The organism is Kaarinaea lacus (assembly GCF_975902315.1).
Genome location: NZ_CDLKIE010000306.1, coordinates 14,743 through 39,386 on the forward strand (window position 1 = coordinate 14,743; position 24,644 = coordinate 39,386).

Genomic DNA, 24,644 nt, shown 5'->3' on the forward strand with positions numbered 1-24,644 from the left:
AAGAAAGGCAGGTGTTATGAGCGCTATACTCTGGACATTCTTTTTCACGGCGGTCCTGTGGACCCTGTTTTATTTTCGCACACCGCTGTTAATCAGCAGCATCATATTCGCTATCGCCATGTTATTTTGGCAAGAGTTCAGTAAAGCACCGGTTTTTTTCCAGGCGCTAGCCTGGATGGGCTTTTTAGCCATCGCGGTTCCTCTCAATGTAACGCCGTGGCGTCGTTTAATTGTTAGCGATCGTGTATTGGCAATTTTCCGCAACATCATGCCCAGCATGTCTCAAACCGAACGTGAAGCACTGGAGGCCGGTAATGTCTGGTGGGACGGTGAACTGTTCAGTGGCAAACCGCACTGGCATTCGCTACTCAATACTCAGACCAGCAAGCTCAGCGAAGAAGAACAGGCGTTTATTGATGGACCGGTTGAAGAACTCTGCAGACTTATCGACGACTGGAAAATTACTCAACATGATTACGATTTACCACCTGAGGTCTGGCAATTTCTAAAAGACAATGGCTTCTTTGGCATGATCATCCCCAAACGTTTTGGGGGCCTGGAGTTTTCCGCGTTGGCCCACTCAAGCGTCGTGATGAAGGTGGCCGGCCGCTCAATCACTGCGGCAGTGACTATTATGGTGCCCAACTCACTGGGCCCGGCAGAACTATTGATGCGTTATGGCACCGACGAACAGAAAGAACACTACCTGAATCGTCTGGCGAAAGGCGAAGAAGTACCTTGCTTTGCACTGACATCACCGGAAGCAGGTAGTGATGCCGCCGCAATGACCGATACTGGTATCGTCTGCAAAGCGGAATTCAATGGCGAAAAAGACGTACTGGGTATTCGGCTCAACTGGGAAAAACGCTATATCACCCTGGGGCCGGTTGCGACAGTATTGGGATTAGCATTTAAACTCTACGACCCTGATCACCTGTTGGGTGACAAAGAAGAACTGGGAATCACCTGCGCGCTTATTCCCACAGATACGCCAGGCGTTGAAATCGGTAACCGTCACTTTCCGCTCAACAGTGCGTTCCAAAATGGGCCCAACAGCGGCAAAGATGTTTTCATCCCCATGGACTGGATTATCGGCGGCCAGGAATGCGCCGGCCAGGGCTGGCGTATGCTCATGGAATGCCTGGCAGCAGGCCGCTCAATTTCTTTACCCGCTTTAAGCACCGGCGCAGGCAAACTGGTAAGTCGTGTTACCGGCGCCTATTCAAGGGTACGCAAACAGTTCAAAACACCCATTGGTAAATTTGAAGGTGTCGCTGAAGCACTGGCCCGTATCGGTGGAACAGCTTACATGATGGATGCAGCACGTACCCTGACCGCTTCGGCTATCGACAATGATGAAAGCCCATCAGTGGTTTCCGCCATTGTTAAATATAATCTTACAGAAGCCATGCGCACCGTGGTTAATGACGCTATGGATATTCACGGCGGTAGTGGTATCTGTATGGGCCCACGCAACGTATTGGGCCGCGTCTATCAATCGATACCGATCAGTATCACTGTCGAGGGTGCTAACATACTCACCCGCAGTCTGATTATTTACGGCCAGGGTGCCATCCGCTGTCATCCCTATGTATTAAAAGAGATGGAAGCAGCAAAAAACGGTAATCTGGAACAAGCCTCCCACGATTTTGATCGCGCCTTCTTCGGGCACATTGGATTTACCATCAGCAATGCATTACGAAGCTTATGGCTGGGTTTAACCAGGGCTCGCCTGGTGAGAGCCCCCGCTTCCGATAACAGTGCTTACTACTATAAACAATTAACTCGATTTTCTTCTGCTTTTGCCTTTGTTAGCGATGTAGCAATGTTAACCCTGGGTGGCGACCTGAAGCGTAAAGAAAAATTATCCGGACGGTTAGCCGATATCCTCAGCCATTTATATTTAACATCCGCCGTATTAAAACGCTACCACGATCAGGGACAACACGCTGAAGACTTTCCGTTACTACAGTGGTGGTGCGAATACTCGCTTCGAGTCATGCAACAAAGCCTGGACCGCTTCCTGATCAATTTTCCGAACCGGCCTGTGGCATGGTTGCTGCGCCGCATGGTGTTTCCTCTGGGTAAGTGCTTCACCGGCCCCAGCGACTCATTGGGTCAACAGGTAGCCAATATTCTGTTAACGCCAATGGCTGCTCGCGAACGCTTAACGCAAGGTATATTTTTACCCACTGATGATCAAAGTAAAACCAAAGAGCCCATTGGCCGATTGGAATTTGCCATGCAAAGTGTTATTGATGCAGTTCCGGCAGAGAAAAAATTACAAGCTGCGCTAAAATCAGGAGACATTACGGCCTACCAACGTAGCCAACAGATTGATCAGGCCCTGGAGAAAAAGCTGCTGGATGCGTCAGAAGCCGAAACATTGCGCAAGGCAGATGATGCGCAGAGCGAAGCCCTGAAGGTTGACGATTTTGATCCTGCGGAACTTGCAAAACAGGCGCAGAGTTATATCGCAAAGGAGTCTGCATAGATGGCGCAAAAACGAAAACAAATGCACGAAGTGTATATAGTTGACGGCAGCCGTTCACCATTTCTTAAAGCGAAAGGTAAACCAGGACCGTTTAGCGCGGCTAATCTTGCTGTTTCAACGGCCAGACCACTGCTTGCTCGCATGCCTTTTGACGCATCCGCCATTGACGAAGTGATTTTGGGCTGTGTCATGCCCGGACCTGATGAGGCGAATATCGCGCGCGTTGCCGCTTTGCGTCTGGGCTGCGACCAACAAATGCCCGCGTGGACCGTGCAACGTAATTGCGCGTCCGGTTTACAGGCATTGGACAGTGCTGCACAGAATATTGCCATAGGACGCTCCAGCCTGGTACTCGCTGGCGGAGTAGAGGCCATGAGCCACGCGCCGGTACTTTTAGCCAGCTCCATGGTTGCCTGGTTGGCGCAATGGGCGAAGGCAAAAACTATAAGCGCACGCGTAAAAACGCTGGGCCAGTTAAAACCAGCGTACCTGAAACCCATCATTGGATTGCTACGTGGACTGACTGACCCAGTAGTCGGACTTTCCATGGGACAAACCGCCGAGATTATTGCGCACCGTTTCGGTATCGATCGTGATGCAATGGATAGTTACGCCGTTCGCAGCCACCAACGACTGGCCAACGCCATTGACCTGGGTTATTTAAATGAAATTGAAACCATCTACGATACAGATGGTAACTTTTATCAGGATGACGACGGCCTGCGCCGAGACAGCGACATGGAAAAACTCGCAAAATTAGCCCCGGTGTTCGACCGCCCGTTTGGCAATGTAACTGCCGGTAACAGTGCACAGGTTACCGATGGTGCCGCATGGTTAGTGCTGGCCAACGAAACAATCGTAAAAAAATATGACTTACCCGTACTGGGCAAAATTACTGACAGCGAATGGGCCGGACTGGACCCGGCACAAATGGGGCTGGGACCGGTGCACGCCATGACTCCCCTAATGAAGAGAAACAAGTTCAAGCTGGAAGATATCGACTACTGGGAAATTAACGAAGCCTTTGCCGCGCAGGTATTAGCTAACATCGAAGCCTGGAAAGACAGCAAGTACTGTCGTGACGAACTGCATCTTCGTGGCAGTTTCGGAGAACTGGATCAGGACAAACTCAATGTTGACGGTGGTGGCGTCAGTATCGGTCACCCGGTAGGCGCCAGTGGTGCGCGTATCGTTTTACATCTGTTACATGTACTGGAAAGAAATAATGCCAATCGCGGTATCGCCAGTCTTTGCATCGGTGGCGGTCAAGGCGGCGCTATGTTGGTAGAACGATCAACCGAAACAGCCGCGGAGTAAACCATGGCAAACACATATCAGCACTGGCGACTAGAAACTGACGACGACCGCATTACCTGGCTACATGCCGATAAGGCAGGTGAATCCACAAATTCACTGTCCAGGGAAATGCTGGATGAACTGGCAGAAATTGTTAGCGAGCTTGAAGACAGTACTAGTCGTGGCCTGGTGATCCTGTCAGCTAAAAAAAATGGCTTCATTGCAGGCGCGGATATCAACACGATTGCCCAGGCTAAAACAACGGAACAGGCCGCAGAATTTATTCGGCATGGCCAGGGTATCTTTAATCGCATTGAAAAACTGCGTTTCCCCACCGTTTGTCTAATTCACGGCTTCTGTATGGGTGGTGGCTATGAACTGGCACTCGCCTGTCGTTATCGTATTGCGTTAAATGATCCAGGAACAAAGCTAGGCTTACCTGAAATTAAACTGGGTATCCATCCGGGATTTGGCGGCGCCATGCGATTGCCACTGCTTATTGGCGCGCCGGCAGCAATGGACGTCATGCTCAGCGGTCGCGCAATAAGTGCACGAGCCGCGAAAAAAATGGGCATGGTCGACTACCTTGTCGCGGAACGTCATCTACGTAAAGCCGCTGTTGATACTATTATTACCAAACCGCCTCAGAAAAAACTAAAAGGCTGGAAATCACTGACTAATAGCGCGTTGCTGCGGCCTCTACTTGCCCGTTACCTGCGCAAACAGGTGGCTAAAAAAGCGAATAAAAAACATTATCCGGCACCTTACGCTTTAATAGATATCTGGGAAAAATACGCCGGCAGTCGCAATCGCATGCTAAAGGCTGAAGAAGACTCACTATCCAGCCTGGTTGTCGGCGACACTGCACAGAACTTAATCCGGGTATTCTTTTTACAAACCAGACTTAAATCGATTGGTGATAAGAAATTATTTTCGCCCAGGCGCATACATGTCATCGGCGCCGGTGTCATGGGCGGAGATATTGCCGCCTGGTGTGCTTTGCAGGGCTTTCAGGTTACCTTGCAGGATCGCCAGGAAAAAAATATTGCGCGCGTCATTAAAAGCGCCAACAAATTATACAAAAGGAAGCTGAAAGATCGAACCCTGGTGCAGGCGGCCCTGGATCGCCTGGTTCCCGACATGAATGGCCTGGGTTTACCACATGCGGATGTCATTATCGAAGCCATCTTTGAAGACAAGGACGCCAAGCACGCCCTGTTTCGCGACATTGAACCGAAAATAAAACCTGACGCCCTGCTTGCCACCAACACTTCCAGCATACCCCTGGAAGAACTCGGTGAAGCATTAAATGAACCCGGCAGGCTGGTGGGTGTACACTTTTTCAATCCCGTTGCCATGATGCAGTTGGTAGAAATAGTCAGTGCCGATAATACCCAGCAGGAGGCGCTCGACAAAGCGGCATCCTTTACCCGCCACATAAATCGTTTACCACTACCGGTTAAAAGTTCACCGGGTTTTCTGGTGAATCGGGTATTAATGCCCTATCTTATCGAATCAGTAGTAATAGAAGCAGAAGGTATCAGCGCGCCAGCCATTGATGCATCAGCCACTGACTTCGGCATGCCCATGGGACCAATTTTACTGGCAGATACTGTTGGGCTGGATATTTGTCTTTCGGTGGCGGAAAATCTATCTGGAACCACCAGTGGCGACATCCCGCAACGCTTGAAGACGCTGGTCAACGATGGTCACCTGGGTCGTAAAAGCAACCGAGGATTTTACCATTATAAAAATGGTAAACCCGTGGATACCCGGTCAGCAAAAACGGATTACCGCCCAGCAGACATACAGGATCGCCTGATGTTACGCTTTATCAACGAAGCAGTCGCCTGTTTACGAGAAGGCGTTGTCGCTGATAAAGATCTGCTAGACGCCGGAATAATTTTTGGAACAGGATTTGCGCCGTTTCGCGGTGGTCCCATGCATTACCGCGACCAGCAAGGTGCAGACAAGTTATACAGGCGCCTGGTCGAACTGGAAGAAAAATATGGCGCCCGGTTTAAACCTGATACCGGATGGAATTCAAACAAAGAACCACAACTAAGTGTGGTGAGAGATTATGCTAGTAATGAGCTCTAGTACACTGGATGTAATTCAAGCCGAACGAGTAGGAACATTGGGCGGACTGCTGCGCGAACGCACCAGGCGCACGCCTGAAAATATTGCTTACCGCTATTTCAATCGCGACAGCCAAAGCTGGGAGGACATTACCTGGCAACAAACCGCCAACCGCGTCGCCCAGATACAGGCGGCGTTAGCCGGCGATGGTTTGCAACCCGGCGATCGCGTAGCGATTATGTTGCGCAATTGCCCAGAGTGGATTCAGTTTGAACAGGCCGCGCTTGGTCTTGGTCTTGTTGTGGTGCCGCTATACACCAACGACCGTGTCGATAATACGGCCTATGTATTACAGGACGCAGGAATAAAGGTACTGTTAATTGACGGACAGGATGACCTGGACTCGTTGACAACAATATCCTCACAGATGGGCGGGCTCGTAAGAATTCTTACCTTAGATATCTGCGATAACACCGCTAACTATACACGCTTGATGGACTTTAACAGCTGGATCGAGAACTCCATTCAAACCTACGAGAATCAACAACCCGAATTACAAACCTATCGTGCTGACCGCAATGACCTGGCAACGATCGTTTATACATCGGGTACCACGGGCCGACCAAAGGGAGTCATGCTGAGCCATCACAATATACTACTCAATGCCTACCTCGGCATTGAAAGTATCAACGTATATCGCGAAGATGTGTTCCTGTCGTTTTTGCCGCTCTCCCACACATTGGAACGCACTGCTGGCTACTACATTCCCATGATGTGCGGCGCCACGATGGCGTTTGCACGTTCAGTCCAGGATCTGGCAGAAGACCTGATAACCATTCAACCCACTATCCTGGTTTCTGTGCCTCGTATCTATGAACGAGTCTATGGAAAAATAACAACGCAACTTGAATCAAAATCAGAATTTGCGCGCAACTTATTCCACAAAGCCGTGGAACTGGGCTGGCACCGATTTCAACATCCCGACAATACTTACCTGTTATGGCCATTAATGAAGGCCCTGGTAGCCAATAAAATTATGGCTAAACTGGGAGGCCGCATGCGTCTGGCAATTTGCGGCGGTGCACCACTATCGCAAGAAGTCGCCAGGATTTTTGTTGGCCTTGGCTTAAACCTGGTCCAGGGTTACGGTCTCACTGAAACCAGCCCGGTAATCAGCGTAAACAAAATTGAAAACAATGATCCGGCCAGTGTCGGTGAAGCGTTGCAAGGCATTGAAACCAAAATTGGAGAGGATGATGAGCTATTAGTACGCAGTGAATGCAATATGCTGGGCTATTGGAATAATCCTCAGGCGACTAAAGAAATCATCGATGATGATGGCTGGTTACATACTGGCGACAAGGCACGCATTGAAAACAACTGGATTTATATTACCGGGCGTTTGAAAGAAATTATTGTGCTCTCAAATGGTAAAAAAGTACCTCCGGCAGATATGGAGCTTGCCATCACTATGGACAACCTGTTCGAACAGGTGATGGTAATCGGTGAAGGCTGTCCTTATTTAAGTGCCATCATTGTTTTAAACAGGGAACACTGGATAGAGCTCGCCAGGTCCCTTGACGTTGAACCCAGTGCGAAATCTTTGCAAAATAAAACGGTCATAGACGCAATTCAGAAAAAAATAGATGAATTGATATTCGAATTTCCTGGTTATGCAAAAATTCGCCGCATAACCTTGAGCCTTGAGCCATGGTCAATTGAAAACGGATTGATTACGCCCACCATGAAACTGAAGCGCCACCTAATTAACAAACACTTCGAACAACAGATCGAGCAATTATACGAAGGTCATCAACCTGTATGAGCACAGATGAACATGTGCAGCTACCAGACCGCCAACCCACCATGCGCTTGCCGGCGCATCCCAGGGACACCAACGCGGCAGGCGATATTTTTGGAGGCTGGATCATGTCTCAAGTGGACCTTGCCGGCGCAATTGCGGCTAGCCGACGAACGCAAAGCCGCGTAGTTACAGTCGCAGTCAATTCCTTCCAGTTTCACAAACCAGTATTTGTCGGTGACCTGATTAGTTGTTATGCAAACGTGGAAAAAGTTGGCAATACCTCTATCACTGTATTTGTGGAAGTATTTGCCGAGCGTTACCCTGTAAGGACCGAATGCATCAAGGTCACTGAGGCCACCCTCACCTACGTTGCGGTGGACCAGGACAGGAAGCCCCGACCAATAAATCAATAATCACAACAATCCATACTCCTTAACAGGCGAAATTTTTCGATTCCTTTAATGCTCTTAGTGCAGTGCAGAACATCGATTTATTTCATTCACCAGTCCCAAACAGCTGAAACCTGGCCACAAAGTAGGTACAATGTTGCGATAAAAATAGTTTGCTCTTACCCGGGCGGTCACAATGCCCTGGTAGTGATGCGGTTTAACCAAAACAAGTAAGCTGCTGGTCATCTCATCACTCCAGTAGCGATACAATGTGGAATTTGTTGTACTGCAACGCCTTTAGCAGAATAGGAAATATCATGGAATATCGCCAGCTTGGTCATAGCGACATAAAAGTCAGTGTTATTTGTCTGGGCACCATGACCTGGGGTGAACAAAATTCTGAATCAGACGCCCATCAACAACTGGACTACGCGCTGGATTCTGGGATCAATTTCATCGATGTCGCAGAGATGTATCCAGTGCCACCTCGCGCTGAGACCTATGGTCTCACCGAGCAATACATAGGAACCTGGTTAAATAAGCGCGGTAATCGCGACCAGGTAGTACTCGCAAGCAAGGTAGCCAGTCGCGGTGAATGGCTTTCGTATATACGCGATGGCAATGTCTGCCTGGACAGAAAAAACATTGAAGCTGCGGTTGACAAGAGCCTGGAACGACTCCAGACGGACTATATCGACCTCTACCAGCTACATTGGCCAGATCGCAATACCAATTTCTTCGGTAAATTGGGATTTGAGTATGATCCCAATGACAGTCCAGTAGAAATCGAGGAAACGTTTGATGTTGTTAACGACATCATTCGATCTGGCAAAGTCCGGCATTTCGGACTCTCGAACGAAACACCCTGGGGTTCCATGCAATTTGTCAAACTGGCCGAGCAAAAAGGGTTTCCCAAACCTGTAAGCATTCAAAATCCTTACAATCTGCTGAACAGGACTTATGAAATAGGATTATCCGAGGTTTCACACCGGGAAAATATGGGGCTGCTAGCTTACTCGCCGCTAGGATTTGGTGTACTAAGTGGCAAGTACTTAAATAACGCAAAACCAGACGGCGCTCGTCTTACCCTGTTTGACCGGTTCGACCGCTATACAAATGAAAACGCGATTCGAGCGACCCAGGCTTATGTCGATGCCGCAAAGAAACATGGCCTGGATCCCGCACAAATGGCGCTTGCTTATGTCAATAGCCGTTCTTTTTTAACTGCAAACATTATTGGTGCGACTACATTAGACCAACTAAAAACAGACATCGACAGTATCGAGATCAAATTAAATGAAGAAGTTATCAGTGATATCGAAACAATCCACAAAATGATACCGAATCCCAGCCCATAACAATAATAAAACGCGCCATCATGAACATTACGAATACGTTAATTCTTCGCTACAGAAAACAGGTTTCCAGGAGGTTTTTTCAATCTGGATATTTACATTATACATTGCCGGTCTTTTTACTGGCTCATCTGCTGGTATCAGGCTGTAGCAATCCCGTTAATTATAAAAATTCCCATATACAATCTGATGCGGAAGACACACATATAGCTAAGGTCTATTTTTTGCGCCCCATGCCCGTTAAGTATAAAGGTATTGCCGATAATAAATTGCGTGTCGACTTCAACAAAGAAAAGCTTCTGACGCTAAACGAGGGGCAGTATGCACTAGTCAAACTTGAACCATCCAAAGGAAAAATATCTACGCATTCCAGGACCAAATTCATTGGCAGCCCTGACCCCATTAATGTATCCCGCGATCGCGAGTATCGCTTTATCGCTGGAAAAACTTATTTCATTCACTTGCAGCGAGTAGATGAGGAATTTCGTGGCATCTTTTATGATCCCGCGCCAATTACTTTTCAGCAGGCATTAAAATTGTCCACTTCACTTCATGCCGTGGGTGATGCCAGCGATGAGCCCATTGATGAAATAACGTCTATCAAGGAAGCACCACAACCCAGCCAGCTAACACCCGCGTTCCCTGAAGAGTTATACCCGGGTAAACCTTATCTGATTAAGGGAAACCCCGACTACCAAGCGCCAGACTCACCTCAAACCGTTGACGAAAAAAATGAAATGACCTTTGATTCGGCAACAGAAAAAACTGACGATACAAACAAGTAAGTAGATCATAATCCATCTAACAATAGCCCCAGGGGTTCTGATCTGGCAGCCGACCTTGATATCCATGCAATTTTACTTTTACAGATTCATCGCACCAAGCTTATTATTCTTGCCGTTGATTTCGGGATGCTATAACGCCCCCGTTTTTTCAAATAATGAAACTATTAATGCCACCGTTGGCAAAACAAAAAATGTAACCGTTAACGTCACTCACTGGAATGAGCAGACCCAATTAGTTCTGTCACCCGGCGGGCCATACCTGAAAAACAAACTTTCATTACCCCAGCCTGCGCTATTCGTCAGCAAAATCAATCAATATATTTTTACGCTGGATAATCACAACAACCTGATAGCTGCCGATTTCTCACAGGATCCGGCAAAACAAATCAGTCACCTCAAGCTGAAAGGCCTGGCTACTGCGCTTGCGACATATAAACAGTATTTAATTGTAGGATTTAAACAACAGGGAATTGCTATTTATGACACTTCCAGAGCGACAGCTTTGGAACGGGTCACGCAATTTGAACAACCTGCCTCGGTGACTCAAATAAAGGTTTACAATGATAAAGTCTACGCCCTGTCGAACAACAATCAAGTATCGGTATTTGAACCAGGAACTGACAACAACTCAACAAGTCGCTGGCGACATTTACATACTGTCATTATCCCAGCTTTAAGCACTGACTTTGCCGTTCATGACACGCACCTGTTAACTATTGGGCCCGGTTACGGTTTAGGGTCCCTGTTAATATCCACACCGGAGAAATTTATATCCTCTTACAGGCTTCAAGGTGAAGCAAAGGCTATTAACGTATCCGATGGATTTGCCTATGTAGCAAGTGGTAGCGGCGGACTAACGTTATTTAACATTAATAATCCAGACAATCCTCAATGGACTGGCAGCCACAACAAGTTTGATACTATAGATAAGGTACTGGTCAACACTGATCGAGCGTTTGTTATTGACCGTGGTATTCGTATAGCCACATTAAACATTGCCAATAAGACATTACCGATCACGGGTAGCTTTTACAAACCCGGCAACTTGATTTCCGATATGCTGGTTGAGGATGACCATATATATCTGGCAACCGAAAAAGGTATCGAAGAAATACACTTTCCCAGGCTCAAGCACGCGCAGATATCCAATGAAGGAATCAACCAGGGCGGCACTCGTCGCGCCTACATTGAGAATGGAATCGCCTATGTTGCCGACTGGTTTTCAGGATTGCATTTATACGACATTAGCAATCCAGAGCATCCTCGCCACCTCTCTAATTTCCATACGCCCGGTTCTTCCAAAGGGGTCATTGTTGAAAATGGTTATGCCTACGTTGGGGACGACGACCATGGCTTACAAATAATCGATGTCAGCGATCCTGAACACCCAAAAAAAGTGTCAGAAATTCTCACGACCGGCCTGGCTTATACATTAAAAAAGCAGGCCAACCTGATATACCTTGCCGATCATCGCGGCGGTTTTCATATCATTGATGTTGGCAATGTAAAACAACCTGCCATCGTATCCAGCTATGATACGCCTGGCAAATCCTGGGCAATCGATATCGTTGACAATATTGCCTACGTAGCAGATGACACCTCCGGGCTATTAGTATTCGATATCAGTAATGCAAGACACCCCAAACAGATTGGGCAATTTAATCCACAAGGTGCCGCAGAGGATGTGGTAATCAGAAACGATTTTGCCTATGTCAGTTTTTTTGACAAGGGATTTTATATACTGAATATCCAGGAACCCTCGCAGCCAAAGATCATCGCACAGTTACCCATACCGGGTAACGCACGAAGTGTCGCACTTGCCGGTAACTATGCGTATATCGCGGGCTGGGAATCGGGTTTAAACATTGTGGATATTAGCAAGCCTGCATCGCCTCGCATCGTCGGCAGCTACGATACCAAGGGCTCTGCATGGGGAGCTGATGTTAGTAATAACCATGTATTTATATGGGATTGGTGGGGTGGCGTTAAAGTGGTTAATGTCGAACAGCCTCAACAACCGCGCCCGGTTGGTGAATATCATACCCGCGGTAATATTATTAATTTGCGACAGAAAGATAATTATATCTATACCGCTAACGGTATTGGCGGCGTACAGGTTTTTGATATTAATAACGCACTAAATCCTATTTGGGTAACAGGTATCGATCTCCCGGGAAAGGTAGTCGATGTATGGCCATCAAAAAACCGTGGATTGGCCTATACTGCAAATAGCGAACATGGTTTACATATCCTTGACATCAGCAATCCGTTTTATATTCAATTGATAGGCCAGCATGATACGGGCGGTGAAACGACGCTGGCCCGCGAACACAATCAGACAGTGTATATCGCCAATAAAACTTCCGGCTTACTGTCTTATAATGCCAGCAATCCACGCCAACTGGTTAAACAACAGGAACTGGCAATAACCGTTAAGGATATGCAGGCGCTCGGCAACCATCTTTTGGTTGCCAGTGAAGAATATGGCCTGCTTGCTTACAGCATCGACAATACCGGGGTATTGTCCAACAACTATATTACTATAGACAATCGCGCTGACCGTGTTATAGCAAACCAGTCACTGGTGTTTTCCTCGATCAACAATAAAATAAAACTATGGCGTCAAACTGATAATCGCTATACGTTAATTACCGAAATAGTACTCGATGAGACAATAACAGATATGCAAGCTACCGAGCAGGAACTCCTGGTTAGCACGCCCAATAATGGTTTGCTTGGTTACAGTATTACAGACCCGGCACAGCCGGTCTTACATTCACGTTATCCATCCACGGATTTATTAACCCGATTTATCATTCACGATGATGCGGCCTTCTTTGGTGGTAGCCACACTATCGCGTCGGCACAACGCTTGCCACCCCTGGACTGGCAACAGGTAAACAGCCGTCAAATTCAGCTAACCGTGCCATCAAATTTATCGATCGGCAGCTATCATTTAATGTTAACTGATAATCGGGGTGACAGGCGCTTATGGCCAAATGCACTCAAGGTGTCATTTCCACACAGGAAAAAACCTAAAATGACCATGGAAGATTTTAAGAAACTGCTGGAAAAACACCGCTTACAACAGCCGTGAGGGCTCGATGTACTCTTTGAAATAAAAAGCAGATTTGTAATATTAAATTTGTGATATAGAAAACTGCGAAATCCTGCTAAATAGCAAACAATCACGCTATTGACTATACTGAATTAAACTAATTTGAAGTCTTGCGTAGCATCATCGTAGACTCAGTTGTTTCATACCCCAATTTATTTACCGCGGTTTCTGATGGTTTTACCCAGGAGGATGTGTGTCCACCTCAATCACAATACGGCGTTACCTTGATAAACAGGACGTTCGCTATGCAACAACGGTCTTTGATGGCGAACTGGATGAGATGCTTAACAATGGTAATGAGAAAGTTAATCCAACACAGATTGCCAAAGCGGTGGTGTTAAAAGATCTTCGCGGTATGCTAATGGCTGTATTACCAGGGCCAAACCATTTAAATATAGAAGCATTAAATCGGCAATTGCATCGCAACCTTCGTCCTGCTGAATCAGATGATTACCAAACTATTTTTTCCGACTGTGCTCCTGGCATATTACCACCATTAGGTGAAGCCTATGGCTTTGAAACAGTAGTAGATGATGGCCTGCTTGACCAGGACCTCATCTATTTTGTATCCGGAAACAACAACGAACTGGTAAGAATATCGGGTTACGATTTTCAATTACTGCACAGCAACGCGTGGTATGGCAATGCATTCTCACACATAACAACCGAAGGCAATCAGGCCAACGACCCTGAAAAACAGCAGCCGCCACAGAAATCTTCATCACCTGATCTATTAAAACAGCTGGAACAACTGGAAGTAGTCCCGCAAATGCCGAGGATCACTCAAAAGATCCTGCAACTTAATAACAATCCCTACGCTCATGGTGAAGACCTGGCAAAACTGCTGGAAGGCGAATTATATCTTTCGGAGCAAATCATTCGCTATACCCAAACAGCGCCTTACGTCAAAGACCCCTCTATATCGACAATGCGTCAAACCATTTCAAGGGGTCTCGGATATGATCTCGCCATGAGTCTGGGTATAGGTATTTCTGCTACCCGGGCATTTAAAGTGACTTCCCATGGCCCGCTGGGATTGCAGGCATTCTGGCGTCATGCGACCTATAGCGCGACGTTGGTCCACGGTCTTTGCCAAACACTGCCACGCAAACAAAACCTGCAACTAGGTACGGCGGTATTGTGTGGTTTGTTACACAATATCGGATATATGGCATTTGGTTTTGTCTACCCGAAAGAATTTGCCACGCTTAACAGTCTCATACCAGAATCATTGGATACGGGTGTAATAGACCTTGAACAACGCAAGTTTGGAATCACTCATGCTGAGCTTGGTCATTGGTTGCTAAATGAATGGGCGATGCCCTCAGAGCTAGCTATTGTAGCGCTAGAGCATCACAACGCAGACTATGACGGGCCCAGCAAGGAATACGTAAAACTAATTCATCTAACCGACACATTATTAAAACAACATAATATTGGCGATGCGGCCGACTATGAAATTGGCGACGAATTTTTGCAGGACATGGGATTGACCAGACATCAGGTCAATACCGTCCTGGAAAAAACAATTCAGGGAAGTGCTGACCTGGATAATATGGCGCGCCGGCTTGCCGCATAGTTTGAAATCCTGAATAGTTAAATCAATCATCCAGATGGCATGACAAGTGCAGGTTTTACATTACCTGTGGTTAAGGCATATTTTCATGAACCACTCATCAAATTGACGGTATTAACTGGTGACGATCGTATTAAATTACCTATAATTGAACGGAAAATAATAATACGCTTTCTTTAGCAATGAGGCTGGATAAAAAAATGGGCGGCAAAGACTTTCAATCGGGAGAGTGTACAGTGGCTGAAACGGAATTGTTGGAAGAGCATCAGGAATTACGCCACAAGTTGCAGATGTTCATGGATCAGGCTCGCGAGAACGAGCAAAAGATGCGTCGTTTTCATGAACAGGAACTCAATCTGATCAGCTCCAGAACCCTCCCTGACCTTATTCAAAGCATACTCTATAATTATCGACGTTCTTTTTCCCTGGATGCCGTTACCCTGGTTATCTATGATCCCGAGTATGAAATAAGACGCATTCTTGAAGAAGAAGGCGTACGCATGGGCGATCATCCCAGTCTGTTATTTGTCACCCAACGGGAAAAACTGGATAAATTGTTTGGGGCAAACCTCGAACCTCAGTTGAGCAGCTATCAAAAGGAAGATCACCAGTTCCTGTTTAATCAGCTGAGCCAGGGCTATATGCCACTGCGCAGCATTGCCGTGCTACCTCTCATACGATACGGAGAGCTTATTGGTAGTTTCAATCTCGGCAGTTTTTCCGAAGAGCGCTTTGCTGAAACATCCGGTACCGAATTTTTACAACGCCTGGCAACGATTGTGGCCATATGTATCGAAAATGCCGCCAATAATGAGCGACTTAAACGGGTGGGATTAACCGACCCCTTAACCCGCATCAATAATAGACGCTTTTTTGACCAACGACTCAGTGAGGAAATTGGTCGTAGCATGCGAGCCAATGAGCCCATCAGCTGCCTGTTTATAGACATTGACCACTTCAAATCCATCAATGATGAAAACGGCCACCAACAAGGGGATTTTGTATTACGCGAAGTCGCTCGACTTATCCGCGAACAGCTTCGAAACTGCGATGTCATTGCCCGCTATGGAGGCGAGGAATTTGCCGTATTACTGGCCAATACGCCAGAACAAATCGCCTGGGAGGTGGCAGAACGGATACGAGAATCTATTGACCAGTATTCATTCCATTTGCCCGAAACCAGCAAAACCCTTCGGGTTACGGTATCTATCGGTATTGCAACCCTGTCCGCTTTACAGGGTCTGGAAGACGTCGGGAAACTGGGACGCTCGCTCGTGGAAAATGCGGATCAGGCCCTTTACGATGCGAAAAGTGATGGTCGAAATTGTATTAAGTCCTTTCAGGTGAGATCTGAACAAGCGACGAAAGGGAATGACAATAGCTTCGACACCCATCAGGAAGCTATCTCAAGCGAATCCTCGGTTTAAAAACAGGCGAAGATGCAAAGCGTATTCGCCGCTGGTAGATTCACCGAACCTGCTTGAAAATGATAAGGCGCAACCAAATATAGCTGATATAGATTGCGATTATAGTCAGCGTCAATGCGGGTAATTTTTCACCATCAGTGCATAAAATGTGCTGGCGGTAGATGATCCGGCAAGAATAACCAAACAGCTTCAAACTGTTGTAAAATACAATTTCAACGACCGCGACTACGCCAAGTTGATTTTTTATTGATAAATCGCAATAAGTTGTTGGTAAATAACGCTAAAAAAGCATGGAAATGGACTTGAAATCACCGGCCGATTAGGCTGAAATGTGTCTAATACAGAATAGAAATCCAAGCATTCATTAAATCCATTATTTTCCTAAATTAAACTCAACCTGGAGGCAGCCGCGTGAGTGAAAATATTGTTCACCTCTCTGATGACACTTTTGAAGAAGAGGTGATAAACACGGATGGTCCCGTTTTAGTCGATTACTGGGCAGATTGGTGTGGACCTTGCAAAATGATTGCACCCATACTCGACGAAATTGCTGGTGAATACAAAGATAAAATTAAGATCGCCAAACTGAATATTGATGAAAATCCGGCAACGCCACCAAAATATGGAATTCGCGGCATTCCAACGCTGATGCTATTCAAAGGCGGGAATGTGGAAGCAACCAAGGTCGGGGCAGTTTCAAAATCCCAATTAACGGCCTTTATTGACAGCAACATATAAACGATTAGAATTATTACTAAAGGAAATCCGAGTAAAGTCCGATAATTGGACTTTACTCGATGACTCCGAAATGATAGCGTACCGCTAAAGAGAGTAATAATTCTGAAGTTGCCATTAACCTGGCAAACCCCCAATTTAGATCAAAACATAAATTGTCAGTCCAACTGGGCGGTACATTTCTTGTTTTAACTCAAAATCCAAAACGAACAGAAAGTTTGAGTGAAGTTTTAGTGGCGCGTCGAATTAGTAGTTAAGCAGAAGAATACAAATAAAAAGAATACCAGCTGAATACATACAGATTAATACCCGTACATAATCCGTACTTACTATCAACGATAATTGTATCAACGACAATAACTTGCACTTGACCAGGGTGGATCAACGAATAAAACCGCGACGAGCTCGTGTTATACGCGAAATGAACCCGTCGCCAAATATACAGAGGATTTAACGTTACTACCTTCCTGAAGATTATTTCTTATTGCTCAACCTTCAACCTACCTACATAAAAAGCGATGACTATGAACCTTAGTGAATTGAAACAAAAATCTGCCGGAGAACTCAACGCCCTTGCCCTTGAGCTAGGTATTGAGGGCATGTCCCGATCGAGAAAACAGGATATCGTCTTTGCGATTCTGAAAACTCAGGCCAAAAATGGCGAAGACATCTATGGCGGCGGTGTACTGGAGATTCTCCAGGACGGCTTTGGGTTTTTGCGCTCAGCTGACAGCTCTTATCTCGCGGGACCGGATGATATCTATGTATCGCCCAGCCAGATCCGTCGATTTAGCTTACGAACTGGTGACACGGTAGGTGGAAAAATCAGGCCCCCCAAAGATGGCGAGCGCTATTTCGCGCTATTAAAGGTTCAGGAAATCAATTTCGATTCTCCGGAAAACGCCCGGACCAAGCTGCCATTTGAAAGCCTCACACCCCTGTTTGCCAATGAACGGCTCAAGCTGGAGCAAGGAAATGGTAGCACCGAAGATTTAACAGCCAGGGTTATTGATTTGGCCTCCCCTATTGGTAAAGGCCAACGAGGACTTATCGTATCACCCCCCAAATCCGGCAAAACCATGATGCTGCAAAATTTTGCACAATCCATCGCCGCAAACCATCCGGAATGCGTATTAATTGTATTATTGATTGATGAACGCCCTGAAGAGGTAACCGAGATGGAACGTTCGGTACGCGGGGAAGTTGTCTCCAGCACCTTCGACGAACCGGCCAGCCGCCACGTTCAGGTTGCCGAAATGGTCATTGAAAAAGCCAAGCGACTGGTCGAGCACAAGAAAGATGTGGTTATCTTACTGGATTCCATTACCCGCCTGGCTCGCGCTTACAATACAGTGGTTCCTTCTTCGGGTAAGGTACTCACCGGTGGTGTAGACGCAAATGCCTTGCAGCGCCCTAAACGTTTCTTTGGTGCGGCACGTAATATTGAGGAAGGTGGCAGTTTAACGATTATTGCCACAGCACTTGTGGAAACGGGATCCAGGATGGATGACGTCATCTATGAAGAATTTAAAGGTACCGGTAATATGGAAGTTCATCTGGACAGAAATATTTCCGAGAAACGCATTTACCCTGCAATTAACATCAATCGTTCCGGTACCCGCCGAGAGGAACTGATTACCGATCCGGAAGAACTGCAAAAAATGTGGATACTCCGTAAATTGCTACATCCAATGGAAGAAATTGCGGCGATTGAATTTCTACTGGATCGACTCAAGCAAACCAAAACCAACGACGAGTTCTTTGACTCCATGAAGCGTTAATCCCATTAGTGGTTAGCAACAGAACGTCAGATCAACAAAGCTTGTATAATATGGCTGCTTCCGGCAACAATATTCTTCTGGGGATCGCCTCATCAGTTGCTACTCGTTTTTTCCGCTATCCAGTAGTACTCCTGGTGTTAATTAACAGCATTACCGCTTGCAGCGGCGAACGGTTTACCGCGTTAATGAACGCGGCCCGCAATGGTGATACCGAGGCCGTTAGAAAAATGCTGGATCTCGGTACTGAAGTCGACCAAAAAACTTCAAAAGGTAAAACTGCATTAATGTTGGCAGCGGCTGGTGGTTTTACTGAAACCGCCAAATTACTGGTGGATCGCGGCGCTAACGTTAGCGCACGCGACAACTACGACACAACCGCCATTATCGCGGCAGCCACGGCAGGTCACGCTGAAACGTCGGTCGCTTTGCTGGAATATGGCGCCGATCCCACCTTCAAGGATACCAGTGGAGGTTCGGCATTGAGCAACGCGACTTTTTTCGGCCACACCAGGGTTGTAGTGTCATTGCTGGAACATATGCCCGACCTGCCCGCACAAACGGGTGACGAATTATTACTACTTTGTGCTGGCCTGGGTCATCAGGAAATTGCCAAAGCCTTATTAGACAAGGGAGTAAACGTTAACGCACGCGGCGTTAAGGAACGCACTCCCCTCATGGCGGCAGCCGCGTTTAATCAACCTGAAATGGTTAAATTGCTATTAGAGAGAGGGGCTGACCTGAACGCCAGTGACGATGAAGGTACGACCGCTTTAACAGTCGCGCAAAATAAAGGTAACCATGAAATTATCACCTTGCTACGTACCACGCAAACTGCCACTGCGAAGAGTAAAACCTCTACCCCAGGTAAGCAGGCCACCGTTCAACCCACTACGGTAAACAAAACTGCTGAAAACAAATAAATGTGCCGGCGTCGCTCGCCAGTTATTTCTTCCACCACGCTGGCCCTGAACCTTTATGGGGCACGCTATGGCAACGTTCACAAACAAACAGTGAGAACGCCACTTTATCATGACAAACCCCGCAAAACTCCCCACGTAGCACCTTGTTCATGCTAATCGGGTTGGCGTGTTCTTTTGGCTCAAAGATTTTTGGATGGCAGTTTTCACAAGCCAGCCACTTTGTATGCGCTTTATGGGGAAAACGCACATACGGCATATTCTGGGTGTTTTTCATGACAATATCCATGTCCATGGTGATCATCTCGCCCTTACCTTTCAGATCGGCGCGCGGCTCAATATAACCGCCATCCAGGGTTTTCACCCAATCCACTTCATTGCGGCGATCCCTGGGAAAATCCATCATCGCCGTGGTCGGACTTTGTAAAACAACGATGGCATTATTGCCCGTATCGTGAAATTCGTCATTGCGGGGAGACACACTACCACTCGCCCCAGGAAGACTTAACTGCTTCCCGGTTAATAACTGTGCTGGCTCTGTCTCACCTTCTCTACCAGTTACTGCCAAAGATTCTTCTTCTGCACTTGCGACGGTCACAGCCTGCGCTTCTGCTTTTTTCAATTCTGTTGCCAGTAGTTCCTGCGGCGTTGTTTGCGCGGGTTCAGCTTGAGATTGTTTGGCTGGTTCGGAACTACATCCCACCACAACAGCCAACAACACCAGTGCTGTAGCTAAAAAAGTTGTAATGCGTTCACTCGACATTGCTACTTACTTTTCTTGTTTTGCGTTTTGCTTTTCTATCTCACTAAAACGATCATTCTTCTTGTCACCCCACCATTTTTCCGGTGAACCTTTGTGAGGAACACTATGACAACGTTCGCAAATCCACATCGCGAAGGCTACTTTGTCGTGGCAACGTCCACAGTGTTCTCCCGCCAGAATGCCATCCATCGATGGATTATTGGCGCCTTTCTTCGGAATGAATATCGCCGGATGACAGTTGGTACAATCCAGCCACCGGGTATGTGCTTGATGAGGAAATTTAACCCAGGGCATGTTACCGGTATCCTTGAACAGAATATCCAGATCAAGGGTCGCAATTTCTTTTTCACCTTTTAAATCAGCACGCGGTTCAATAATACCCAGTTCCAGGGCCTTTACCCAATCAATACCACCGCGGCGATCATAGGGAAAACTGCTCATGGCTTCGGTGGGATCCTGCAGAGTTTTAATAGCTTCACTCTTGGGGTCGTGTATTCCATCATCATGAAGCGGTTCCAGTATGGCAGTGTGTTCATATTGCCGGGTATCTTCCCAAACCTTTCCGCGTGCAATCCCACCTTCCACTACGTACCCAGCACTTCGGGTGGCGGATTCCAGCTCTTTATTCGTATTACATCCTGCGACCAGGGCGAATGCGGACAGCAATAAAAGCGCTAGCAGTATTCCAGTGTATTTCATGACAATCCCTTTAATATTTCGCGCCCGCTTCTTTTAATAACTGCAGGATCTCGTTATTACCCTCACTTACGGCAATCATCAACGGCGTACGACCATCCCTGGATTTTATATTCACATTCGCGCCATGCTTTACAAGCGTTACAATCACGTCTGTGTGATCCTGATTAACCGCCCATAACAATGCCGTCCACCCCTGGGCATCTTGCTTCTCTAAATCGGCGCCATGTTCAATCAGAATCTCCACGATAGCGACATGACCTTTTCTGGCGGCGCGCATTAAGGCCGTCCAGCCACTGTCATCCTGTAAATCTAGCTGGGCGCCTTTACTAATTAACAAATTAGCCAAATCAGAATTACCATTGCGCGCCGCATGCATTAATGCAGTCCAGCCATAATTATTTCTTTCATTAATATCGGCACCAGCATCCAGCATTTTCTGCACGTACACGGGATCCTCGGACAGGACGCCTTTCATCAACTCGGTGTTGCCATCGCAACCAGTCAATAAAATGCTTGTGCCAAAAAAGCAAAGAATAGTAATGAATCTAAATTTTCCAGATAGCACTCCGATTCTCCCCTTATCGGTCTTTCTACTTGTTATATGTGCCAGGTTTTAGATTTTAGCTAATCATCGCCCATCATCATAGGCATTTAGTCATCGATCATGTACTATTTACGCCTTGCTACTGAAGACAATCAACAACTTACGTTTAAACCGCTAACACAACAAAGCCTGAAATATAAAAATAAATCCAGCGCGGTTCCAGGCCAGCAGTCGCTCAACCATTTGATATATAAAGGAATTAGATGTCTTACCAAACCTGCCCACACTGTAAAGAGCAAACCATTTCGTGGTGGCAAAAATACAAGGCAGCTAAATGGGCAATGATCTATTGCAGTAAATGCAGCAAACGCAGCTGTTCTCACCCGTTCATACTGGTGGGTTATACCTTACTTTATACGTGGGACGTCATGTTATTTGGCTACCTGTTCTATCTCACTAAAAACTGGTGGTACCTCCTGACACTCGTCATTTTGTGGATCATCCTGGATATTTTTAGTCTGTATTTGCCTTTAAGTGCGATGAAAACCAAAGCTGCACCGCCACCCTCAAACGATTAATCAGGCAAGACTGTAGAACATGGCAACCATAATCGGAGTAGGCATCGCCGCCGTCGACATCATTAACATCACCGACGGCTACCCGGCCGAAGACGAAGAAGTCCGAGCCCTGAATCAATCCATACGCCGCGGTGGCAACGTTACCAACACCCTGGTGGTATTAAGCCAGCTAGGTCATGAATGTGTCTGGCTAGGCACGCTAGCGGATGACATAAACAGTCAGATTATTACCGCTGACTTGAAAAAATATAATGTCGATTATTCCGGATGCGAGCGAATAAAAAACAGTAAAACCCCTGCTTCGTATATCACTCTAAATCAAAACAATGGCTCTCGCACTATTGTTCATTATCGCGACCTGCCAGAACTCAGTACTCAAGGTATTCACGCGCTCGACATTAACAAGGCTCAGTGGATTCATTTTGAAGCCCGCAACGTAAACGTTACACGACAAATGATGGATGCCATAAAACACCAGGCGCCTGGTTTAAACCTGTCCGTTGAAGTGGAAAAACCACGTGATCAACTGGAGCATTTATTCAGTGGAGCGGATGTATATTTCTTTTCCAGGGCATTCGCGACAACGCAAGGCTTTAAGTCAGCACAGGACTTGCTACACTACTATCGCAATAAAATTGCAGACGTGTTACTCGTCTGCACCTGGGGTGAACAGGGCGCCTACGCTCTGCAAGATAACCAGTTATCACATGCACCTGCACAAAATGTCAGCCCGATTATCGATACGGTAGGCGCGGGCGACACCTTTAACGCTGGTTTTATTCATGCTCGGTTAAACAACAATGATGTACAAACAGCATTGGAAAATGCCTGTGCATTAGCCGCCAAAAAAATTTCGCTGGAAGGATTCGATGGAATACAGAATAGCTAAACCTGACAACACTGGAGTAACCCGATGACACACCTCGTCATTGGGGGTGGCATCATGGGCCTGCTAACCGCGCATTACCTTAATACTGCCGGCGAAAAAGTCATGCTACTGGAACAGGGTCATTTGGGACAGGAATCTTCCTGGGCCGGGGGCGGTATTCTGTCGCCATTATACCCCTGGCGCTATCCGGATGCCTTGAATGACCTGGCCGCCTGGAGCCAGCAGATTTACCCTGCCCTGATCGAGGAGCTTAAATCCCTGTCAGATATTGATGCCCAATACTGGCAATGTGGTTTTTTAATCCTCGACGAAGACGAGATCGAAGCAGCAAAACAATGGGCCGGGCAACGCAACCAGAATCTGCTGACCGTAGAAGCGAACCAGATGAAGGACATAGCTCCCAACTTGTCTGCATCCAGATTACCCAAAAATGCCATATGGATGCCCGACATCGCGCAAGCCAGAAACCCCCGTTTACTCAAGGCACTCATCACTTCATTACAGAATCGAGGCGTTGAATTACGCGAACAATCAGCCGTTGATCGCTTGATCATATCCGATCAGCAGATCAAAGCCGTTGTTTGTGGTGATCGCAAATTTGAGGCAGCAAGCGTCACGGTAGCATGCGGTGCATGGAGTAGTCGGCTACTGAAAGATTATTTACCAACACTGCATGTTGAACCTGTTCGCGGTCAAATGATTCTCTTCAAAGCCACGCCAGACATATTAAATACCATGATCATGGAAAAAGCACACTATCTGATTCCACGACGCGATGGACGCATTATTGCCGGTAGTACACTGGAATACGTGGGCTTCAATAAAAACACCACCGAAGAAGCCAAACAGCAACTCATGAAAAAAGCCACTGACCTGATACCCAGGTTAAGTAGTTACCCTGTTGAGCATCACTGGTCAGGATTACGCCCCGGCAATCCCCAGCAAGTTCCTTTTATTTGCCAACATCCTGAGATCAGCGGACTTTTCATTAACACCGGTCATTTTCGTAATGGCGTAGTGACTGCACCAGCATCTGCAAAGCTCTGCACAGATCAAATATTAAACAAAACACCGATACTCAACCCAAAGCCTTATAAAATATAAGTTCATTTATCGAAATAAGCTTTTTTTTTGAAACTATATTGATATGGGTATCAATTGCGATTATAATGCGCCGCATGTTGCATCAAGTATTGATAGACAAGTCGTCCCGCAAAGATGTTGTAAAGCTGCTAGCAGAGCATGGCATTACACCGACACAACAGCGGATTCTGATAGCCCAGGAAATGCTGTGCAAACATCAGCACTTGTCTGCAGATCAGGTATTACAGCGCGTTAACGCGAATTCCAATACGGTATCCAAAGCCACTGTTTATAACACGCTTGGTTTGTTTACGGATAAAGGTTTAATCAAA

General features: G+C 46.7%; 20 protein-coding genes. 17 read left to right on the top strand and 3 right to left on the bottom strand.

What is annotated here, in order from left to right; genetic code table 11:
* Positions 1-16 precede the first annotated feature (16 nt).
* The 13 genes from ACWVCM_RS09690 to ACWVCM_RS09750 all read left to right on the top strand — a co-directional run bounded on the left by ACWVCM_RS09690 (position 17) and on the right by ACWVCM_RS09750 (position 19,759).
* On the top strand, positions 17-2,494 hold the full coding sequence (locus ACWVCM_RS09690) for an acyl-CoA dehydrogenase (protein WP_455201541.1): 2,478 nt from the start codon (positions 17-19) through the stop codon (positions 2,492-2,494).
* Complete coding sequence (locus ACWVCM_RS09695; RefSeq protein WP_455201542.1) at positions 2,495-3,811, top strand: acetyl-CoA C-acetyltransferase; 1,317 nt, start codon at positions 2,495-2,497, stop codon at positions 3,809-3,811.
* A gap of 3 nt (positions 3,812-3,814) precedes the next feature.
* The gene (locus ACWVCM_RS09700; protein ID WP_455201543.1) at positions 3,815-5,890 is read left to right on the top strand and encodes a 3-hydroxyacyl-CoA dehydrogenase NAD-binding domain-containing protein; all 2,076 of its coding nucleotides are present in this window, start codon (positions 3,815-3,817) and stop codon (positions 5,888-5,890) included.
* Positions 5,880-7,694: an AMP-dependent synthetase/ligase gene (locus ACWVCM_RS09705; RefSeq protein WP_455201544.1), complete on the top strand. Its 1,815-nt coding sequence runs from the start codon at positions 5,880-5,882 to the stop codon at positions 7,692-7,694. Before ACWVCM_RS09700 ends, ACWVCM_RS09705 begins: the two co-directional genes overlap by 11 nt.
* Positions 7,691-8,086 (top strand): acyl-CoA thioesterase, encoded by a 396-nt coding sequence (locus tag ACWVCM_RS09710; RefSeq protein WP_455201545.1) that lies wholly within the window; start codon positions 7,691-7,693, stop codon positions 8,084-8,086. Before ACWVCM_RS09705 ends, ACWVCM_RS09710 begins: the two co-directional genes overlap by 4 nt.
* 293 nt (positions 8,087-8,379) lie before the next feature.
* Positions 8,380-9,420 carry an NADP(H)-dependent aldo-keto reductase gene (locus ACWVCM_RS09715; RefSeq protein ID WP_455201546.1) on the top strand — a complete coding sequence of 347 codons (1,041 nt, stop codon included), beginning with the start codon at positions 8,380-8,382 and terminating at the stop codon, positions 9,418-9,420.
* A gap of 20 nt (positions 9,421-9,440) precedes the next feature.
* A complete protein-coding gene (locus ACWVCM_RS09720; protein WP_455201547.1) occupies positions 9,441-10,202 on the top strand; it encodes a hypothetical protein in 762 nt (253 codons plus the stop codon).
* 109 nt (positions 10,203-10,311) lie between these two features.
* A complete protein-coding gene (locus ACWVCM_RS09725) occupies positions 10,312-13,299 on the top strand; it encodes a hypothetical protein (RefSeq protein WP_455201548.1) in 2,988 nt (995 codons plus the stop codon).
* Between the two features lie 214 nt (positions 13,300-13,513).
* Entirely contained in the window at positions 13,514-14,899 is a 1,386-nt protein-coding gene (locus tag ACWVCM_RS09730; protein ID WP_455201549.1) for an HDOD domain-containing protein, read from the top strand.
* A gap of 197 nt (positions 14,900-15,096) precedes the next feature.
* The gene (locus ACWVCM_RS09735; RefSeq protein ID WP_455201550.1) at positions 15,097-16,323 is read left to right on the top strand and encodes a DUF484 family protein; all 1,227 of its coding nucleotides are present in this window, start codon (positions 15,097-15,099) and stop codon (positions 16,321-16,323) included.
* A 411-nt stretch (positions 16,324-16,734) separates the two neighbouring features.
* Positions 16,735-17,061 carry a thioredoxin TrxA gene (trxA, locus tag ACWVCM_RS09740; RefSeq protein ID WP_455201551.1) on the top strand — a complete coding sequence of 109 codons (327 nt, stop codon included), beginning with the start codon at positions 16,735-16,737 and terminating at the stop codon, positions 17,059-17,061.
* A 521-nt stretch (positions 17,062-17,582) separates the two neighbouring features.
* The gene (gene rho, locus ACWVCM_RS09745; protein WP_455201552.1) at positions 17,583-18,839 is read left to right on the top strand and encodes a transcription termination factor Rho; all 1,257 of its coding nucleotides are present in this window, start codon (positions 17,583-17,585) and stop codon (positions 18,837-18,839) included.
* A 50-nt stretch (positions 18,840-18,889) separates the two neighbouring features.
* Positions 18,890-19,759 carry an ankyrin repeat domain-containing protein gene (locus tag ACWVCM_RS09750; RefSeq protein WP_455201553.1) on the top strand — a complete coding sequence of 290 codons (870 nt, stop codon included), beginning with the start codon at positions 18,890-18,892 and terminating at the stop codon, positions 19,757-19,759.
* A gap of 22 nt (positions 19,760-19,781) precedes the next feature.
* On the opposite strand, the gene ACWVCM_RS09755 is transcribed toward ACWVCM_RS09750, so the two are convergent.
* The 3 genes from ACWVCM_RS09755 to ACWVCM_RS09765 are packed head-to-tail and all read right to left on the bottom strand — an operon-like array spanning position 19,782 to position 21,783.
* On the bottom strand, positions 19,782-20,519 hold the full coding sequence (locus ACWVCM_RS09755; protein ID WP_455201554.1) for a c(7)-type cytochrome triheme domain-containing protein: 738 nt from the start codon (positions 20,517-20,519) through the stop codon (positions 19,782-19,784).
* A gap of 6 nt (positions 20,520-20,525) precedes the next feature.
* A complete protein-coding gene (locus ACWVCM_RS09760; RefSeq protein WP_455201555.1) occupies positions 20,526-21,218 on the bottom strand; it encodes a c(7)-type cytochrome triheme domain-containing protein in 693 nt (230 codons plus the stop codon).
* A gap of 10 nt (positions 21,219-21,228) precedes the next feature.
* A complete protein-coding gene (locus ACWVCM_RS09765; RefSeq protein ID WP_455201556.1) occupies positions 21,229-21,783 on the bottom strand; it encodes an ankyrin repeat domain-containing protein in 555 nt (184 codons plus the stop codon).
* Positions 21,784-22,025: 242 nt separating this feature from the next.
* Here ACWVCM_RS09765 and ACWVCM_RS09770 point away from each other — a divergent pair, with 242 nt between their 5' ends.
* The 4 genes from ACWVCM_RS09770 to ACWVCM_RS09785 form a co-directional block, all read left to right on the top strand.
* Positions 22,026-22,340 (top strand): hypothetical protein, encoded by a 315-nt coding sequence (locus ACWVCM_RS09770; RefSeq protein WP_455201557.1) that lies wholly within the window; start codon positions 22,026-22,028, stop codon positions 22,338-22,340.
* A 19-nt stretch (positions 22,341-22,359) separates the two neighbouring features.
* On the top strand, positions 22,360-23,229 hold the full coding sequence (locus ACWVCM_RS09775) for a PfkB family carbohydrate kinase (RefSeq protein ID WP_455201558.1): 870 nt from the start codon (positions 22,360-22,362) through the stop codon (positions 23,227-23,229).
* Positions 23,230-23,253: 24 nt separating this feature from the next.
* A complete protein-coding gene (gene thiO / locus ACWVCM_RS09780; protein ID WP_455201559.1) occupies positions 23,254-24,333 on the top strand; it encodes a glycine oxidase ThiO in 1,080 nt (359 codons plus the stop codon).
* A gap of 65 nt (positions 24,334-24,398) precedes the next feature.
* Positions 24,399-24,644, top strand: a 246-nt coding sequence (locus tag ACWVCM_RS09785) for a Fur family transcriptional regulator (RefSeq protein WP_455201560.1), incomplete at its 3' end; no start/stop codon positions are given.

What these genes read in the sequence shown, in the direction of transcription:
- rho (WP_455201552.1), top strand. Translation starts at nt 17,583, where the DNA reads ATGAACCTTAGTGAATTGAAACAAAAATCTGCCGGAGAACTCAACGCC.
- ACWVCM_RS09755 (WP_455201554.1), bottom strand. Translation starts at nt 20,519, where the DNA reads ATGTCGAGTGAACGCATTACAACTTTTTTAGCTACAGCACTGGTGTTG.
- ACWVCM_RS09750 (WP_455201553.1), top strand. Translation starts at nt 18,890, where the DNA reads ATGGCTGCTTCCGGCAACAATATTCTTCTGGGGATCGCCTCATCAGTT.
- ACWVCM_RS09690 (WP_455201541.1), top strand. Translation starts at nt 17, where the DNA reads ATGAGCGCTATACTCTGGACATTCTTTTTCACGGCGGTCCTGTGGACC.
- ACWVCM_RS09710 (WP_455201545.1), top strand. Translation starts at nt 7,691, where the DNA reads ATGAGCACAGATGAACATGTGCAGCTACCAGACCGCCAACCCACCATG.
- ACWVCM_RS09735 (WP_455201550.1), top strand. Translation starts at nt 15,097, where the DNA reads ATGGGCGGCAAAGACTTTCAATCGGGAGAGTGTACAGTGGCTGAAACG.
- ACWVCM_RS09715 (WP_455201546.1), top strand. Translation starts at nt 8,380, where the DNA reads ATGGAATATCGCCAGCTTGGTCATAGCGACATAAAAGTCAGTGTTATT.
- thiO (WP_455201559.1), top strand. Translation starts at nt 23,254, where the DNA reads ATGACACACCTCGTCATTGGGGGTGGCATCATGGGCCTGCTAACCGCG.
- ACWVCM_RS09775 (WP_455201558.1), top strand. Translation starts at nt 22,360, where the DNA reads ATGGCAACCATAATCGGAGTAGGCATCGCCGCCGTCGACATCATTAAC.
- ACWVCM_RS09720 (WP_455201547.1), top strand. Translation starts at nt 9,441, where the DNA reads ATGAACATTACGAATACGTTAATTCTTCGCTACAGAAAACAGGTTTCC.
- ACWVCM_RS09695 (WP_455201542.1), top strand. Translation starts at nt 2,495, where the DNA reads ATGGCGCAAAAACGAAAACAAATGCACGAAGTGTATATAGTTGACGGC.
- ACWVCM_RS09760 (WP_455201555.1), bottom strand. Translation starts at nt 21,218, where the DNA reads ATGAAATACACTGGAATACTGCTAGCGCTTTTATTGCTGTCCGCATTC.
- ACWVCM_RS09700 (WP_455201543.1), top strand. Translation starts at nt 3,815, where the DNA reads ATGGCAAACACATATCAGCACTGGCGACTAGAAACTGACGACGACCGC.
- ACWVCM_RS09770 (WP_455201557.1), top strand. Translation starts at nt 22,026, where the DNA reads ATGTCTTACCAAACCTGCCCACACTGTAAAGAGCAAACCATTTCGTGG.
- ACWVCM_RS09705 (WP_455201544.1), top strand. Translation starts at nt 5,880, where the DNA reads ATGAGCTCTAGTACACTGGATGTAATTCAAGCCGAACGAGTAGGAACA.